The following is a 14,903-nucleotide window of genomic DNA, read 5'->3' as shown; positions in this document are numbered from 1 at the left end:
CCGGGCTTGACCTGCGGATTCGTCTTGAGCAGCCTCCGATCATGCGTTGGGGCGTTGTTGCGGCGAGCCTGCTGGTCGCCGCCTGTATACCGAGGAGCGAGCCACCGGCTCGGCATGGCGAGGCGCAGACTACGGCGCGGCCTGACAAGATAACGGAGCTTTGTCACGCCGATCTGCGCCGGGAGGAAATCGGCTTTCGCGTCCTGCCCGACCGCAGCTTCGCCGGCGGGTGCAGCGCACTAGGCGCGGTGCAGCTTACCGAGATCGGGACGCCTGTCGCGAATCTGGGTGCGATGACCTGCCCGACAGCAAGGCAGTTCGCACGCTGGGCCCGGGAGGCCGTGCAGCCGGCGGCACAGCAATGGCTCGACATGCGGATCAAGCGGATCGAGAGCATGGGCACCTATTCGTGTCGGCCCGTCAACGGCCAGGCAGGCGCCAGGCTCAGCGAGCATGGCCGCGCCAATGCCGTTGATATCGGCGCCTTCGTGCTGGAGGACGGGCGGCGGATCACGGTGGCGGAGCATTGGAACGGCGAGGACGAGAAGGCCCGCAAGTTCCTCCGCGCCGTCCAACAGGCTGGCTGCCGCCGCTTCGGCGTCACGCTCGGTCCTGAGGCGAACGGCTACCACCGCGATCATTTCCATTTCGACATGGGCCCCGGGCCCTATTGCCGCTGAGCTGAAAGCCCTTTCCACCTCGCGGGGTTGATGCGAAAGGCGGCGCAATGAACGATCCGAAACCGCCCAAGCGCATATTTTCGCCCGCCCGCGAAGAAGCCCAGATCGCCGAGCAGGCGACCTCCAGCGCCCAGACCGAGGACCCGGCCTACCGGCTCGCCTTCCAGGATCATGATTTCCTGCTGCGCGACGACTTGCGGCCGGTCCGCTTCCAGCTCGAGCTGCTGAAGCCGACCCTGCTGCTCGACGAAGCAAACATCGCGTCCACCTTCGTCTTCTACGGCTCGGCGCGCATTCCCGAGCCCAGTAAGGTGGACGCCCTGGTCGATACCGCTTCGACCGACGAGCAACGCGGCATCGCCGAGCGCCTCAAGGCCAAGTCTCATTATTATGACGAGGCGAGGCAGCTCGCCCGCATCGTCAGCCGCGTCGGGCCGGACGCCGACGGCAAGAAGCAGTTCGTCGTCTGCTCGGGCGGCGGGCCGTCGGTCATGGAGGCGGCCAATCGCGGCGCGTGTGACGAGGGCAAGGAGTCGATCGGCCTCAACATCGTCCTGCCGCACGAGCAGCTGCCGAACTCCTATGTGACGCCGTCGCTGAGCTTCCAGTTCCACTATTTCTCGCTCAGGAAGATGCACTTCCTGATCCGCGCCCGCGCGGTAGCGGTCTTCCCCGGCGGCTTCGGCACGTTCGACGAATGGTTCGAGCTCCTGACCCTGATCCAGACCGGCAAGATCAAGCCGCTGCCGATCGTGGTGTTCGGACGCGACTTCTGGAGCCGAGTGGTCAATTTCGAGGCCTTGGTCGAAGAGGGCGTCATCTCCGCCCGCGACCTCGATCTTTTCAAGTTCGTCGAGACTGCCGACGAGGCCTGGCAGCATGTCTGCGACTATTATGCCGAAGCCGACCAGAACCTGGAACTGGTGAAGTAACGCAGGTCAGCTTCGGCAGCAGCTCGGCTATACCGACTTCGGTGGTGCGGCCTTGCTGCCGACCACCGCCGGACCTCACTCCGCCTTGGACTTGGCCTGCTCTTCGCGGCCTGCGACCGACGGCGCGCCTTCGCCCCTGACGTTGCCGACAGGCTGCTTGGCGGCATCGGCCTCAGTGAGGATCGGCTCATCCTCGGCCTTGTCCCCGGCGGCCGGCTGGTCGGAGGCTTCGGCCGCGACTTGCGCCGGGTTGTCCGCCGCGCTGGGCGGCGGCGGGAGCGGAATGTTGCTGCCCTGGCTGTTGAGCCAAGCCATCAGATTGGCGCGATCCTCAGGCTTGGAAAGGCCGGCAAAGGTCATCTTGGTGCCGGGCGCGAAGCTCTTGGGCGACTTCAGCCACTCGCTCATCGCTTCCCAGGTCCAGGTGCCGCCATGGGACTTCAGTGCGTCCGAATAAGCGAAGCCGGGAACGTGGGCGACCGGCTTGCCCATCGTCGCCCACAGGTTCGGGCCCAACCCGTTGGCGCCCCCCTGGGTCGCATTGTGGCAGGCGGTGCACTTCTTGAACACCTGCTCGCCCTTGGCCGGATCGGCCGAGGCGAGGAAGACGGCGATCGGCTGCTCGGCCTCGGCGCTGCCGGCGCCTTCCTCGACCACGCCCTCGATCGGATAGCCCATCTTCTCGGGCCGCTCGCTCTTGAACACCTCGCCGGTGACGATCGACGCACCGAGCGCGACGATGCCCGCGCCAAGCGCCCAGCCCGCAATCGTGTTGAACCGATCGTCCATTCTCGCGACCTCTTAAGATGACGCGCGGCCGCTGGCACTGGGCGCGCGAAAGAAAATCGCGCCTCCTTTAAGCGCGGGCCGCGGCCGGGGCAAGCGGCTCCGGGCGTGGTTCGCCGGTTGCCGCAACAGCGATCCGATGGGGCGCGGCGACGGCGCGGCGTTCAGAATGCGCCGGATCGGGACAAGCCTGGCTATCTGTTTGCCGTGTCAGGCAATTTCGTTTTCATTTCCCGTGACTTCCCTCTACCCGCGGTCGGATGCGCTCCCTCCTCCTTGCCGTCGCGGCGCTTGTGCTCGGCACCCCCGCCGCCGCGTCGCCCTCCTCCGCCAGCCCGCTCGCCTTCTTCGAAGGGCGCACGGTCAGCGAGGGGACCACCAAGGTGGTGCTGAGGAAGCCTTACAAGGCCCGCTCGGAGGGTGTCGGGCGGATCGAGCCCGACGGTACGCTGCTGCTCGTCCAGCAGGTCGATGAAGGCGGCGAGCCGCGCAAGGAGCGGCGCTGGCGGATACGGCCAGTCGGGCCAGGCCGCTTCGCCGGTACTATGTCCGAGGCGCTCGGCCCGGTGAACGTCGAGAAGGTCGGCGAGCGCTTCCGCTTCCGGTTCCGCATGAAGGGCGGCCTCGCCGTCGAGCAATGGCTGACGCCGCTCGCCGACGGGATGACGGCCCGCAGCACGCTCACCGTCCGCAAGCTCGGCATCGCCGTCGCCACCGGCGAGGCGCTGATCCGCAGGATTGCGAAGTAGCGCCCGCCTAGATGATCTCGTCCTCGTCAAGCATCGGCTCGGCACCCAATTGGCGTTCCAGCGCGCCGTAATGCTCGCCGAGCTGAGAGGCATTATCGACCTTGGCGATGTGGAAGAGCGCGTCGCCTTGGTTGACTGCCGGGATGTTGGCGCGGCCGATGATGATGCCGCCTGAGCTCGCACGAATCTCAGTCTCGCGCTCACCATAGGGGTCGGCGACGACGCCGATCCGCTCGCCGCTCGCGACATGGTCGCCGATGTCCCGGAAGGGGCGGAAGAGGCCGCTTTCGTCGGCGCGGACCCAGCGGCTGCTGGTGGCGAGGACCGGCGGGCGAGGCGGGCTGCGGCGGCGCCGGGTCATGCCGAGATGCGCGAGCACCTGGAGCACGCCCTCGATGCCGACGCGGACCGACAGTTCGTCGACGCGCAGGCCCTCGCCGGCCTCGTAGACGATCACCGGCACCCCCTTCTTGAGCGCCGCCGCGCGGAGCGAGCCGTCGCGCAGGCCCGAATGGACGATGATCGGCGCGCCGAACGCCTCGGCGAGGCGGTATGCGGGCTCGTCATGGCTGTCGACGCGGATCTGGGGCAGGTTTGACCGGTGGATCGCGGCGCTGTGCAGGTCGATTCCGTGGCTGCTGCGCGCCACCACCTCGGTCAGGAACAGGTTGGCGAGCTGGGCAGCGAGCGAACCCTTCACGCTGCCCGGGAAGCTGCGGTTGAGGTCGCGGCGGTCAGGCAAATAGCGGCTGTGGCTGATGAAGCCGAAGGCGTTGACGATCGGCACGATCATCAGGGTCCCGCGGGTGATCGCCAGGGCCCTGGAGGCAAGCAGGCGACGACATATCGCCACGCCGGTGAGCTCGTCGCCGTGAATGGCGGCGCTCACGAACAGCACCGGCCCGTCCCGCCGCGCATGGATGACGCTGACCGGCAGCGCCATCGGCGTCTGGTTTGACAGCGCGCTCAAGGGGAGGTGGACGAGCTGCCGCTCACCCGGCGCGACCTCGATCCCGCCAATCTCGAACGGCTTCCGCCTCCGCGCCCGACCGCCCGTCGCCATCAGCCGCTCCCCCTGGTCTTGGTCTTGCCGGGCTTTGCATTCTTCTCGATGAACTCGATGATCTTGCCCGCAACGTCGACATGGGTCGCCTGCTCGACGCCCTCCAGGCCGGGGGAGGAATTCACCTCCATCACCACCGGGCCGTGGTTCGAGCGCAGCATGTCGACGCCGCACACATTGAGGCCCATCGCCCGCGCCGCGCCGATCGCCGTCGCCCGCTCCTGCGGGGTGATCTTGACCGATTTGGCCGATCCGCCGCGATGAAGGTTGGAGCGGAAATCGCCCTCCCTGCCACGCCGCTTCATCGAGGCGACGACCTTGCCGCCGATGACGATGCAGCGAATGTCCTCGCCCTTCGCCTCCTCGATATATTCCTGGACAAGGATGTTGGTGTTCACGCCGCCGAAGGCTTGGATGATGCTCTCCGCGGCCTTTTGGGTCTCGCCGAGCACTACGCCGATGCCCTGCGTGCCCTCGAGCAATTTCACCACCACCGGGGCGCCGCCGGCGAGCTTGATGACGTCCTGTGGATTCGACGTCTTGTGAGCAAACACCGTGACAGGCAGGCCGATGCCCTTGCGCGAAAGCAGCTGGAGGCTGCGGAGCTTGTCGCGCGAGCGGGCGATCGCGACCGATTCATTGACGGTATAGACGCGCATCATCTCGAACTGTCGCACGACCGCGGTGCCGAAGAAGGTGACCGAGGCGCCGATGCGGGGAATGACCGCGTCGTAGCCGCTGAGCTGCCGGCCATGATAATGGATGTTGGGCCGGTGCGAGGCGATGTCGATCGTGCACCTGAGGTGGTTGATCGCGTCGATCTCGTGCCCGCGCTCGCGCGCGGCGGCCATGATCCGCTGGTGCGAGTAGAGCTGCGGGCTGCGGCAGAGGAGCGCGATCTTCATGGGGCGGCGTCGAAGGCTCGGATGGCTTTGGGCGTGCGGCGCGACTGGCGGAAGCTGCGCGCCGGATCGATCAGGAAGCGCCGCCGGACCGCTTCGCGGCCAAGCAGCATGCGGAAGCCCATCACGTCGCGGTCGGCCAGCGTCAACTCGATCGGCCAGCTGACGGCGCCCAGCCGTGCCTCCGTCTCGACGACGAGGCGAAGCTCGCGCTCGCCGTTGGAGCTACGCACCCAGCGCTCGTCCTTGACCGGCGCCACGCAGGCGATCTCGGGCAGGCTGCGGCGCTGAAGCGGATGGAGGAGGAACTCGACCATCGGCGTGCCCGCATCGGAGAAGCGGCGAGTGCCGAAGCTGTGGATGGACGAGGTGCGGGCGCCGCTGTCGATCTTCGCCTTGATCGGCAAATCGAGCAGGGCCGGCAGCCCCACCCATTCGCGCCATCCGATCACCGGCCTTTCGGCTTCCTGCACGAACGTCCCCCGCATGGCGCGGGCGCGGTCTTACCAGCCGGGGCGGCGTCTTGGGAAGGGAGATGGGCGGCGGCGCCAAGTGGGGTTTGGCTGCCGCCGCCGCCGGATAGGGACCAGTCCAGCCGGCAAGGCGAGAATTAGGCCAAGCCTGCTTGCGGCGAGCCTGCGCGGCCGCCTGCGGTTAATACTGTATTCGGCTCAGGAGGAAGAAAATGGTCGGGGAGAGAGGATTCGAACCTCCGGCCCCTGCCTCCCGAAGACAGTGCTCTACCAGGCTGAGCTACTCCCCGACCGGTGCGTCCGGCGCCGAAGCGCCCACCGGGAGACAGGTGGCGGCCTATAGGCACGCGCCCGCGGGAGCGCAAGCGCGCGTTCCGGCAACTTGGCCCGTCGATCAGGCTCCGCGTGCGCCCAGCATTTCGGCGATGACGACGAACTTCTCGCGAGGGCTGCCGTCGCGGGCGCGGGCAGCTTCGGCCGCCTCGATGCGCTGCCAGTCGGCGAAGGTGACGACGTCGGCCCCGCGCTGCTTGAGCAGTGCGTCGAGGCCGGCGCCGCCCGGCTTGCCGCCCGTCTCGCCGACCAGAGCAGCGGCGATTTTGTCGGCCACTTCGAAGCCGTCGGGCCGGTTGGTGCCGATCGTACCGGTCGGACCGCGCCGGGCCCACCCGACGCAATAGAGGCCGTCGCCGATCACGCCCTCCTCGTTGACGAAGCGGCCGAGGTCGGTGTCGTAGGGCACGTCCTGGATCGGCGAGGTGCGGTAGCCGATGCAGGCGACGACCAGACCGCAGTCGATCGCATAGGTCTCGCCCGTGCCGACCGCCCGCTCGCCGTCCTCCAGCCGCGTGCGCTCGACGATGATGCGCTCCACCTTGCCGTTGCCCTCGATCGCGACCGGCCTGGCGAAGAAGTCGAAATGGACCGTCTTGGGCTTTTCCGCGGGGGCCGCGGCGAAGTCGCGCAGGTGGGTTACCGACTTGCGCTGCCCCGGGTCCAGCGCTGCATCGGCTTCCACCGCCGGCAGGTCGGCCGGGTCGACACGCGGCGCGGCCGCCTCCAGATGGCCGAGCTCGCCCAGCTCCTTGGGCGTCATCTGGATCTGGTGCGGCCCACGCCGGCCAAGAACGTATATGTCGCGGATTTCGGATCGCTCGAGCGCGTCATAGGCGTGGGCGACGATGTCGGAGCCGGCGAACTCGGCAGAGGTCTTGGACAGGATCCGCGCGACGTCGAGTGCGACATTGCCGTTGCCGATCACCGCCGCGGCCGAGACGTTCAGCGGCGGGTCGATGCCGACGAAATCGGGATGGCCGTTATACCAGCCGACGAAGGCGGCGGAGCCGATCACGCCGGGGAGGTCGTCGCCGGTGATCCCGAGCGACCGATCGCCCGGCGCGCCGGTCGCGAGGATCACGGCATCGTAGAGGCCGAGGAGCTCGGCGATCGAGACGTCGCTGCCGACGGTGACGTTGCCGACGAAGCGGACATTGTCGCCGAGCGCCACCTTCTCGAAACGCTTGGCGACCGCCTTCAGCGACTGGTGGTCGGGGGCGACGCCGGAGCGGACCAGGCCGAATGGCGTCGGCAGGCGGTCGATGATGTCGATAGCGACACCTTCGCCCATCGCCTTCTGCAGGCCTTCGGCGCTGTAATAGCCGGCCGGCCCGGATCCGATCACCGCCACATGCCGCATGCCCGTCTCCCTGTTCGAGTGGGGATGCTAGCGCCCGGGCGCCGCCAAGCAAGGCTAACGCGGCTTGTTGCCGGTCTTGTCCTCGAGCACCTCGGCCGCCTTGCCGCGCAGCAGGCCCTCGATCTTGCCCGCGAACATGGCAAGGAAAGCGGGCAGCATCAGCTCCAGCCGCACTTTGCTTTCCATTACGTCGATCGTGCCGTTGATCGCCTGGCCCATTGCCCGGACCCGCAGGTGCATCCGGTCGCCTTCCCATCGGGAATCGACCTGCGCGCCGCCGGGAATGTGGTTGCTGAGCTTGCCGACGCCGCGCTGCATGCGGTTCCTGGCTTCCTCGACGCCAAGCTTGTGGGGCAGGTCGATGACGACGGGCTTGTCCATGGCAGGAAGACTTAGCGGCCGGGCGACCCTGCACAAGGCTTTTTCGACCATGCTTGAATGCCGCCCCGTCGCAAGGCGGGCCCGTAGGAGCCGCTGAACGTGGTCAAGGGACGGTTTACCCTAGCCCTTGACAAGCGATTCACTCTGTTGCGGCTAAGCCGTTGCGCTCAGGTCCTTTTTGGGTGCAGCTGTTTATGAAGGCGAGCGATTACAGACGCGACCGGCCCCACGCCGGCTCCTTCCTGACTCGGCTGAGGAAGTGCCAGTCGGGCAACGTCCTGCCGATGATGGCCGCCGCGATCGTGCCGATGGCCGGCATGGTAGGATCCGGCCTCGACATCAGCCGCGCCTACATGACGAAGGCCAAGCTTCAGACGGCATGCGACTCCGCTGCCCTCGCCACTCGCCGCTTCATGGGCGGCAGCGCCTTCAGCGCGGCTGCCGAGGCGGAAGGAGAAAAGTTCTTCGACTTCAACTTCCCCGAGGGCACGATGGGAACGCCCGAGGTCGACCTCGAGATCGGCGTCAACGCGACCGATACCGACGTGGTCGAGGTCACCGCCTCTACGCAGGTTCCGACCAGCATCATGCGCATCTTCGGCAAGGAAAATATGGACGTTGCCGTGTCGTGCAATGCCGACCAGGATTTCGTCCACAACGACATCATGCTGGTGCTCGACGTCACCGGCTCGATGTACTGCGCCGCCGGCACCGGCGACGGTTGCGTCTACCAGGCGACCGAGCAGAACAATTCACGTCTCGATGCGCTGCGGACGGCGGCGGCGGCGCTCTACCGTGCGCTGGCCACGGCCGACGAGGGCGTGCAGACACGCTACGGCTTCATGCCCTATTCGATGACCGTCAACGTCCGCAACGCCGACGACACCGATGGTTTCAACACGAGCTGGTTGCGGACCACTTCGCCTTACTGGGTCAGGAGCGGGAGCAACAACGTCCGGCAGAATGTGACGCACAACGCCACCTGGTTCGCCAACAGTTGGGGGGGGTGCATTGAAGAACGGGCGACTATCTCCCGCAACGCGGCCGCCGCCGTCGTGATCGGCCCGGAGGTTGCTCAGGCCGACATCGACACCGTCAGCACCACCAACGACAAGCTGAAATGGCACCCCTATGACCCGGTCACGAACCGGCGCGAGGAATTCCCGCCGTCGCCCTATAACAACACCAGCGTCTGGCCGAACAATCTGCGCTGGTTCTGCCCCGCGCCGGCACGAAAGCTCGAAGTCTATGACACCGAGGCCGAATTCCAGGAGCAGCTCGAGGACAGCATCGCGCTGGTTGGGGGCACGACCAATCACGATCTCGGGATCACGTGGGGGATGCGCTACCTGTCGCGCACGGGCATGTTCTCGGACGACAACCCAACCGAGATCAACGACATGCGGGTCGACCAGCACCTGGTCTTCCTGACCGACGGCTCGATGACCTCCTACGGCTTCAACTATTCCGCCTATGGCATGCCGAGCTATACCAACCTCTGGTCGTCCAGCGGCGTCACCGAAGCCAATCTCAAAGCCAAGCACCAGGCCCGCTTCCTCAACGCCTGCAACCGCGCCCGCCAGATGGGGATGACGGTTTGGGTGATCGCGCTGGATGCGCCATCCTCCGACATCAGCTCGTGCGCCTCAGGCTCCGACCATTATTTCGAAGCCGACGACAGCGACAGTCTGGAAGACGCCTTCGATACGATCGGCAAGGAAATCGGCAAGCTGAGGCTGACGCGATGAACCGGCTCCGCACCCTCCTCCACGATGCCAAGGGCGCAGTCCTGATGGAATTCGGGCTTCTCATCATTCCGTTGTCCATCGTTCTCCTGGGCGTGCTCGACATGGGCTTCGCAATGTATCTGCGATCGACGATGCAGGGAGCGGTCAACGACGTCTCGCGAATGGCGGTCGTGCAGAACCCGAACTTCACCGGCACCGGCACGATCGAGGAGCGGATCAGCGCCGCGATCCGTGACCGCCTCTCGGGACTTGCATCCGAGGCCGAGTGGGACGTCGATGTCGAGAGCTTCGACGAGTTTTCGAGCGTTGGCGCGCCCGAGAAGATCCTCCACGATGAGAACGATAATGGTGAGATCGACGATGGCGACTGCTGGCTCGATCTCCAGGAGAATGGCTCATATGACGAGGCGCCCAGCCGCGGCGGCATCGGCAGCGCCGACGACATCGCCATCTACACGGCGTCCTTGTCCATGCCGCGCATCCTGCCGATGGCCGAGCTGATCGGCATGGCGCCCAATTACGATATCCAGGTGCGCTCGGCCGTGCGCAACCAGCCCTACGCCAACCAGCCGGTCCCCCCGACGGAGTGTCAGGAATGAAGCTCCTTGCACGCAAGCGGCCGCTCGCAGCCCTCGCAGCCGACTGCAGCGGCGTCGGCATCATCGAGTTCGCGCTGACGATCCCGCTGGTGACGGCGCTCGCGCTTGGCGGCATCGAGCTGGCAAATCTGGCGCTGACCCATATGCGCGTCAGCCAGATCGCCTTGACTGTCGCCGACAATGCCGGCCGCGTCACCACCAGGATCGACGAGGCTGATATCGACGAGGTCTTCGCCGGCGCCGAGCTGGTCGGTGAACCGATCGACTTCGCCGAGAATGGCCGGGTCGTCCTGTCGTCGCTCCAGCATAACGATCTGGAGGACGAGGATGAGGGCCAGATGATCAACTGGCAGCGCTGCTTCGGCGACCTCGATGTCGATCCCGCTTATGGCGAGCAGGATGATGGCAAGGAGGACGGCAGCCTGCAGGGCATGGGGCCCGCCGGCCGGGAGATCCAGTCGGTGCCCAATACCGCCGTGATGTTCGTTGAGGTGAGCTACCAATATGCGCCCGTGATTGGCGGCGTGATCGAGCCGCGGATATTGCGCTACGAGAGCGCCTTCATCGTCCGCGGCCGGACCGAACACGACATCACCAACGCGCGCAGCGGGGCCGTCAGCAACTGCTGATCAATCCGGCGGCGCGATCGCCAGGCCGTCGCCGTTCTTGCCGGCCTTGATCCGCCTGAGCACGCGTCCGCTGCCGAGGTCGACCTCGGCCACCTCGTCCCGCCCCGTCTCCGCCGCATAGATGCGCTTGCCGTCGTGCGAGAGGAGGATGGTCACCTGACCTGCTTCCTCGCTGCCGCTGACCGGCACCTCGCGCGCCAGCTTGCGCGTCTTCGCATCGATGATGCTGAGGCTGCCGCTGCCGAGATTTGATGTGACGATCCACCTGCCGTCGGCGCTGGCCAGCACCCGGATCGGCACCGGCCCGGTCTTCACTTCCGCCACCCGTTCGAAGCTCTTGGTGTCGTACGCCTGCACCCGCGCCCCCTCCAGGTCGCCGACCCAGAGGGTGCGGCCGTCGGGCGTCACCGCGATCCCCTCGGGCCGACCGCCGACGGCGATGTCGCGCAGCTTGCGGCCCGCCTTGAGGTCGATCACCGTCACCGTCCCCGCCGGGATGTTGGCGGTGTAGGCGCGCGACAGGTCCGGTGAAACCGCGACCATGTGGGTGCCCTGCTGGTCGGTCCGGACCGCGCTCACCGCATCCTTGCGCCTGGTGTCGACGATGGTTAGCGTCTGGCTGCGCTCGGTGGTCGCGACCAGCCGCCCGTCCGGCAGCCAGACCAGGCCGTGCGGCCCCTGGTTGGGCGAGAGGTCGATCCGCCGCAGCAGCCTGAACGTGTCGACCTCGAAGATATCGATGCTCGCGCCGCCATAAGCGACCACTGCGGCCCGTTCGCCGTCGGGCGAGACGGCGATCTCGTGCGGCATCCGCCCGGTCTTGACCCGCGCCAGCTCGCCGCCGCTGGCGAGGTCGATGAAGCTCACCGTGTCCTCGCCCTTGTTGCCGACCAGCAAGGTCCCCGCGTCGCCGGCCTTGGCCATCAGCCCGCCGCCGCTCTGCTGCTGCGCCGGCGCGCAGGCCGCCGCCAACGCCGCGCAGATCACGCCCGCCGTTCTCAGCTTGAACCTCATGCGCCGCTCCCTCGTTGTCCTTCCATGCTAGCGCCCCGCTCCGATCCTGCAAACCGCGGCGTGCGTCCCTATGTCGAACGGATGCGGTGCTTCGTCGGCTTTATCCTCCTGGCGCTGGTCGGCGCCGGCCCCGCCGCCGCGCAGGAGCAGGCGGAGGGGCAGGACAAGGCCGACTATCACGCCTGGCTCGCCCGCGAGCCCGCCGCCCGCGCGCAGCTCCTCGCCTTCAAACAGTTCCTCGAGATGGAGAAGATCGACGAGGTGCTGCCCACCTGGCAGCTCGTCCGCACCGCCAGCATGTGGCGCGAGTGCAACGGCCCCCGCTTCGAGGTCGCGCCGTTCACCGAGTGGCAGCACATTTCAAGGACGTTGCGCTTCATCAAGGCGCATGTCGAGCCGGTGGTGGGCGATGTCGAGGCGATGTCCGGCTACCGCAATGCCGAGCTCAACCAATGTTCCGGCGGCGCGAAGGAAAGCGCGCATCGCCGCTTCTTCGCTCTCGATCTCGTCCCGCTCCGCGAGATCAGCCGCGACGGCATGATCCGCAGCCTCTGCCGCATCCACGAATGGCGCGGGAGCGGCTACGACATCGGCCTCGGCTTCTACAGCGGCCTTCGCTTCCATGTCGATTCGAAGGGTTTTCGAAAATGGGGGCCGAACGGCCGCTCCGCCACATCCCCCTGCAACGCTTGATCTTTTTCGACCAAAGCGGCCGACGGCGCGACCAGTGCGACTGTAGGCTTGATTGACCCTCAACCTCCCGAGGCGTAGAGTTGAGCCTCTCGCAACGGATGGGGGTTTTCCGGCGATGATGCGTAAGTTTGTGCTTTCCCTGTCGGGACTTAGCCTGATCGCGGCGGCGCCCGCGGCGGCGCAGTTTCCATTCGGCATCAGCTCCGGCTCGAAGCAGAAGAGCGAGAGCCAGGAAGAGGGCGGCTGCAAAGTTTCCGACAAGAGGAAACGCGGCTCGCGCATGGCCGGCAATCTGCTCGGCGGCCTCGCTAACCGCGCAATCGGCGGCCGCGCCGGCGCGATCACCAGCTTCGTGCCGCTGAACGTCTTCACCAATGCCCTCACCGACGCGATCGCCTGCCAGCTCGACAAGGACGAGCAGAAGCAGGCCGTCGCCGCGACCGAGCAGGCGATCGCCGGCGGCGTCGGCACCAAGACCACCTGGACGAGCGCCACCCGCCAGGGCGTCACCGGCGCCTCCGTCGTCACCGCCTCCAATACCCGCGCCGACGGCGCCTCCTGCATGACCGTCGACGACGTCATCATCGTCGAGGGCGAGGAGACCACCGTTTCCAAGCAGATGTGCCGTGCCCCCGGCGGCAGCGGCTACGTGCTGTCGGCCTGATGCGCCTGCGCCGCGCCCTCGCTGCCTTCGCCGCCTCCGCGATGCTGGTGGCGGCGATGCAGCCGGCGATGGATCCGAAGAACCCGACCTGCCCGAAGGAGCCGGGCTGGGGTGCGCTGACGCCAATGCAGTTCCGGGTCGAGCAGCAGGGCGATCTGAAGATCCTGATCGCCGAAGGCGCGATCGACGACGATCTCATCCCCCGCCTCCAGAAGGCGCTCGAGCAGCCGGTCGACGAAATCTGGATCCGCTCTCCCGGCGGTAATGCCAAGGTCGGCAACCAGGCCGGCCTGCTCATCCGCAAGACGCCGGTCGTCACCCGCATCCCGGCCGGCTGGGGCTGCTTTTCCGCCTGCAACTTCCTGTTCATGGGCGGCCGCGCCCGCATCATCGATCCGGGCGGCCACTTCATCGTCCACATGTTCACGCACACGCAGGACCGCGAACTCATCAAGTCCGAGGTCGCCCGCGGCACCGAGAACACGGTTGGCCTGATCGCCGAAATCGAGCAGGGCTCGGCGATGCTCGCCAGCGAGGACAACGACTTCCTGATCCGCATGGGCGTGTCGCGGAAGCTCCTCACCGACATCATGTACAAGCAGTCGGCGGTCGAAAGCGCCGGCGACGGCTCCACCCGCCGCTGCCTCACCCAGGCCGAAGCCTATGAGTATAAGGTCGCGAACGTCCGCTGAGGCCCGAGCGTAAGCCGCGAGACTAAGCGAGGGTTGCGCAGCAATCCGAGGCTTAGGCGAGGATCAGGCGAACGCCGGCCGGCCTGCGCAAAGCGACAGGACCGACGGCGCGGGCCGCCCCGCGCCGCTGCACCGAAACTGCCATCTTGCAATGTAGGAAATGTTCCTGTTTGGTTCGCATATGAGCGATTCCATCCAAGCAGAACAATCCGCCCCGCCCGCTGAGGCCGATCCCGAAATCGAGGCCCTCCTCGATTTCACCCCCGTCCAGCGCAAATGCGTCCGCCACGACGGCTGGCCGCCCGAAATCCAGCGCGGCTTCGTCGCCGCCCTGGTCGAAACCGGCAGCCCATGGCGGGCGGCGCAGCGGGTCCGCCGCACCGAAAGCGGCGCCTACAAGGTCCGCACCTCCGCCGGCGCCGAGGAATTCGCTGCCGCCTGGGACGCGGCGCTCGCTCTCTATCACCGCCGCAATCCGAAGCCGGTCCGCACCGGCCGTCCGTCCCGCGGGGAGCGGCTGGCGATGACGACCGCCGCGCCCGGGCCAGTCTTCGATGATCCTGAGGCCGAGCAGGCCTTCAAGGAGGAGGTGTTCGGCAGCATCCTTCGCAAATACGCGCTGAAGCTCGTCGCCGAGCGGGAGGCGCGCCTCGACGGCCGCATCGTCGAGGCGGACTTCCTCGTCCGCCAGCTCACCTATATCGAGGTGATGCTCGACCTCGGCAGCCAGGGCATGGCCGCCCATGATCTCATCCAGGTCTTCGGCAGCCTGACGCCGCCGGACATGGCGACTGTCAATGCGTCCGCCACGCCGATGAGCCTGTTTCTCGACAGCTGCCGACGCGACATCTGGCGCGAGAAGGGCGAGCCCGACCGCCCCGCGCCGGCGCCGCTCGGCCAGACCCGGGACGGCATCGCGACCGGTGAGCGGACCGCCTACATGCCGTCTCTCGACGGCGACCGGAGCCGCTGGACCGAAGCCCGCGCCCGCGACCAGGAGATCGCCGCCGAAGCGCAACGCCTGTGGGAGGAAAAGGCCCGCGCGGAGGCGGAGGCCTGGGCGGAGCGGGTGGAAGCCGCCGGCGCGGTCCCAAACCGGTAGGGCGAGACGGTAAGCGTGGCTGGTGCTGCCTCTCATCTATCCCCGATCGCGATGTGCACCGGAAACGGCGGCGCCAGAAACTCCCGGCGCCGTCCGACCC

The 14,903-nt window shown here is 67.1% G+C and carries 17 protein-coding genes and 1 tRNA gene; 10 read left to right on the top strand and 8 right to left on the bottom strand.

What is annotated here, in order from left to right:
* The first annotated feature begins 41 nt into the window (after window positions 1-41).
* Both AC5JBD_RS15910 and AC5JBD_RS15905 read left to right on the top strand, forming a co-directional pair.
* Window positions 42-680 carry an extensin family protein gene (locus tag AC5JBD_RS15910; RefSeq protein ID WP_495722804.1) on the top strand — a complete coding sequence of 213 codons (639 nt, stop codon included), beginning with the start codon at window positions 42-44 and terminating at the stop codon, window positions 678-680.
* 47 nt (window positions 681-727) lie between these two features.
* On the top strand, window positions 728-1,612 hold the full coding sequence (locus AC5JBD_RS15905; protein ID WP_495722803.1) for an LOG family protein: 885 nt from the start codon (window positions 728-730) through the stop codon (window positions 1,610-1,612).
* A gap of 75 nt (window positions 1,613-1,687) precedes the next feature.
* On the opposite strand, the gene AC5JBD_RS15900 is transcribed toward AC5JBD_RS15905, so the two are convergent.
* Complete coding sequence (locus AC5JBD_RS15900) at window positions 1,688-2,401, bottom strand: c-type cytochrome (RefSeq protein ID WP_495722802.1); 714 nt, start codon at window positions 2,399-2,401, stop codon at window positions 1,688-1,690.
* Between the two features lie 257 nt (window positions 2,402-2,658).
* On the opposite strand from AC5JBD_RS15900, the gene AC5JBD_RS15895 reads away from it, so the two are divergent.
* Window positions 2,659-3,147: a DUF3833 family protein gene (locus AC5JBD_RS15895; protein ID WP_495722801.1), complete on the top strand. Its 489-nt coding sequence runs from the start codon at window positions 2,659-2,661 to the stop codon at window positions 3,145-3,147.
* Between the two features lie 7 nt (window positions 3,148-3,154).
* Here the strand turns inward: AC5JBD_RS15895 and AC5JBD_RS15890 are convergent, their stop codons facing one another.
* From AC5JBD_RS15890 to AC5JBD_RS15865, 6 genes are all read right to left on the bottom strand, one after another.
* Complete coding sequence (locus tag AC5JBD_RS15890) at window positions 3,155-4,210, bottom strand: succinylglutamate desuccinylase/aspartoacylase family protein (RefSeq protein WP_495722800.1); 1,056 nt, start codon at window positions 4,208-4,210, stop codon at window positions 3,155-3,157.
* Window positions 4,210-5,115 carry a 30S ribosomal protein S6--L-glutamate ligase gene (gene rimK / locus AC5JBD_RS15885; protein WP_495722799.1) on the bottom strand — a complete coding sequence of 302 codons (906 nt, stop codon included), beginning with the start codon at window positions 5,113-5,115 and terminating at the stop codon, window positions 4,210-4,212. The genes AC5JBD_RS15890 and rimK overlap by 1 nt, the downstream gene beginning before the upstream one ends.
* Window positions 5,112-5,585, bottom strand: a complete 474-nt coding sequence (locus AC5JBD_RS15880; RefSeq protein ID WP_495722798.1) for an ATP-dependent zinc protease family protein — start codon at window positions 5,583-5,585, stop codon at window positions 5,112-5,114. The genes rimK and AC5JBD_RS15880 overlap by 4 nt, the downstream gene beginning before the upstream one ends.
* A 213-nt stretch (window positions 5,586-5,798) precedes the next feature.
* A tRNA-Pro gene (locus tag AC5JBD_RS15875) sits at window positions 5,799-5,875 on the bottom strand.
* Window positions 5,876-5,979: 104 nt separating this feature from the next.
* Entirely contained in the window at window positions 5,980-7,281 is a 1,302-nt protein-coding gene (locus AC5JBD_RS15870; protein WP_495722797.1) for an FAD-dependent oxidoreductase, read from the bottom strand.
* A 54-nt stretch (window positions 7,282-7,335) separates the two neighbouring features.
* Window positions 7,336-7,662, bottom strand: a complete 327-nt coding sequence (locus AC5JBD_RS15865; RefSeq protein WP_495722796.1) for a polyhydroxyalkanoic acid system family protein — start codon at window positions 7,660-7,662, stop codon at window positions 7,336-7,338.
* Between the two features lie 182 nt (window positions 7,663-7,844).
* On the opposite strand from AC5JBD_RS15865, the gene AC5JBD_RS15860 reads away from it, so the two are divergent.
* From AC5JBD_RS15860 to AC5JBD_RS15850, 3 genes are read left to right on the top strand one after another with little or no spacing between them, the layout of a single operon-like run.
* Window positions 7,845-9,410: a TadE/TadG family type IV pilus assembly protein gene (locus AC5JBD_RS15860; protein WP_495722795.1), complete on the top strand. Its 1,566-nt coding sequence runs from the start codon at window positions 7,845-7,847 to the stop codon at window positions 9,408-9,410.
* Complete coding sequence (locus tag AC5JBD_RS15855; RefSeq protein ID WP_495722794.1) at window positions 9,407-10,009, top strand: TadE/TadG family type IV pilus assembly protein; 603 nt, start codon at window positions 9,407-9,409, stop codon at window positions 10,007-10,009. Before AC5JBD_RS15860 ends, AC5JBD_RS15855 begins: the two co-directional genes overlap by 4 nt.
* On the top strand, window positions 10,006-10,638 hold the full coding sequence (locus AC5JBD_RS15850) for a TadE/TadG family type IV pilus assembly protein (RefSeq protein WP_495722793.1): 633 nt from the start codon (window positions 10,006-10,008) through the stop codon (window positions 10,636-10,638). Before AC5JBD_RS15855 ends, AC5JBD_RS15850 begins: the two co-directional genes overlap by 4 nt.
* Here AC5JBD_RS15850 and AC5JBD_RS15845 read toward each other — a convergent pair whose 3' ends face one another.
* The gene (locus tag AC5JBD_RS15845; protein WP_495722792.1) at window positions 10,639-11,652 is read right to left on the bottom strand and encodes a YVTN family beta-propeller repeat protein; all 1,014 of its coding nucleotides are present in this window, start codon (window positions 11,650-11,652) and stop codon (window positions 10,639-10,641) included.
* Between the two features lie 24 nt (window positions 11,653-11,676).
* Between AC5JBD_RS15845 and AC5JBD_RS15840 the strand changes: the two genes are divergently transcribed.
* From AC5JBD_RS15840 to AC5JBD_RS15825, 4 genes are all read left to right on the top strand, one after another.
* A complete protein-coding gene (locus AC5JBD_RS15840; protein WP_495722791.1) occupies window positions 11,677-12,345 on the top strand; it encodes a D-Ala-D-Ala carboxypeptidase family metallohydrolase in 669 nt (222 codons plus the stop codon).
* A 115-nt stretch (window positions 12,346-12,460) separates the two neighbouring features.
* Complete coding sequence (locus tag AC5JBD_RS15835) at window positions 12,461-13,009, top strand: hypothetical protein (protein ID WP_495722790.1); 549 nt, start codon at window positions 12,461-12,463, stop codon at window positions 13,007-13,009.
* Window positions 13,009-13,701, top strand: a complete 693-nt coding sequence (locus AC5JBD_RS15830) for a hypothetical protein (RefSeq protein ID WP_495722789.1) — start codon at window positions 13,009-13,011, stop codon at window positions 13,699-13,701. Before AC5JBD_RS15835 ends, AC5JBD_RS15830 begins: the two co-directional genes overlap by 1 nt.
* A 181-nt stretch (window positions 13,702-13,882) precedes the next feature.
* Complete coding sequence (locus AC5JBD_RS15825; RefSeq protein ID WP_495722788.1) at window positions 13,883-14,803, top strand: hypothetical protein; 921 nt, start codon at window positions 13,883-13,885, stop codon at window positions 14,801-14,803.
* Window positions 14,804-14,903: the final 100 nt, after the last annotated feature.

The sequence above is a fragment of the Allosphingosinicella sp. genome, assembly GCF_059502505.1.
This window is presented reverse-complemented; position numbering and strand designations above follow the sequence as displayed.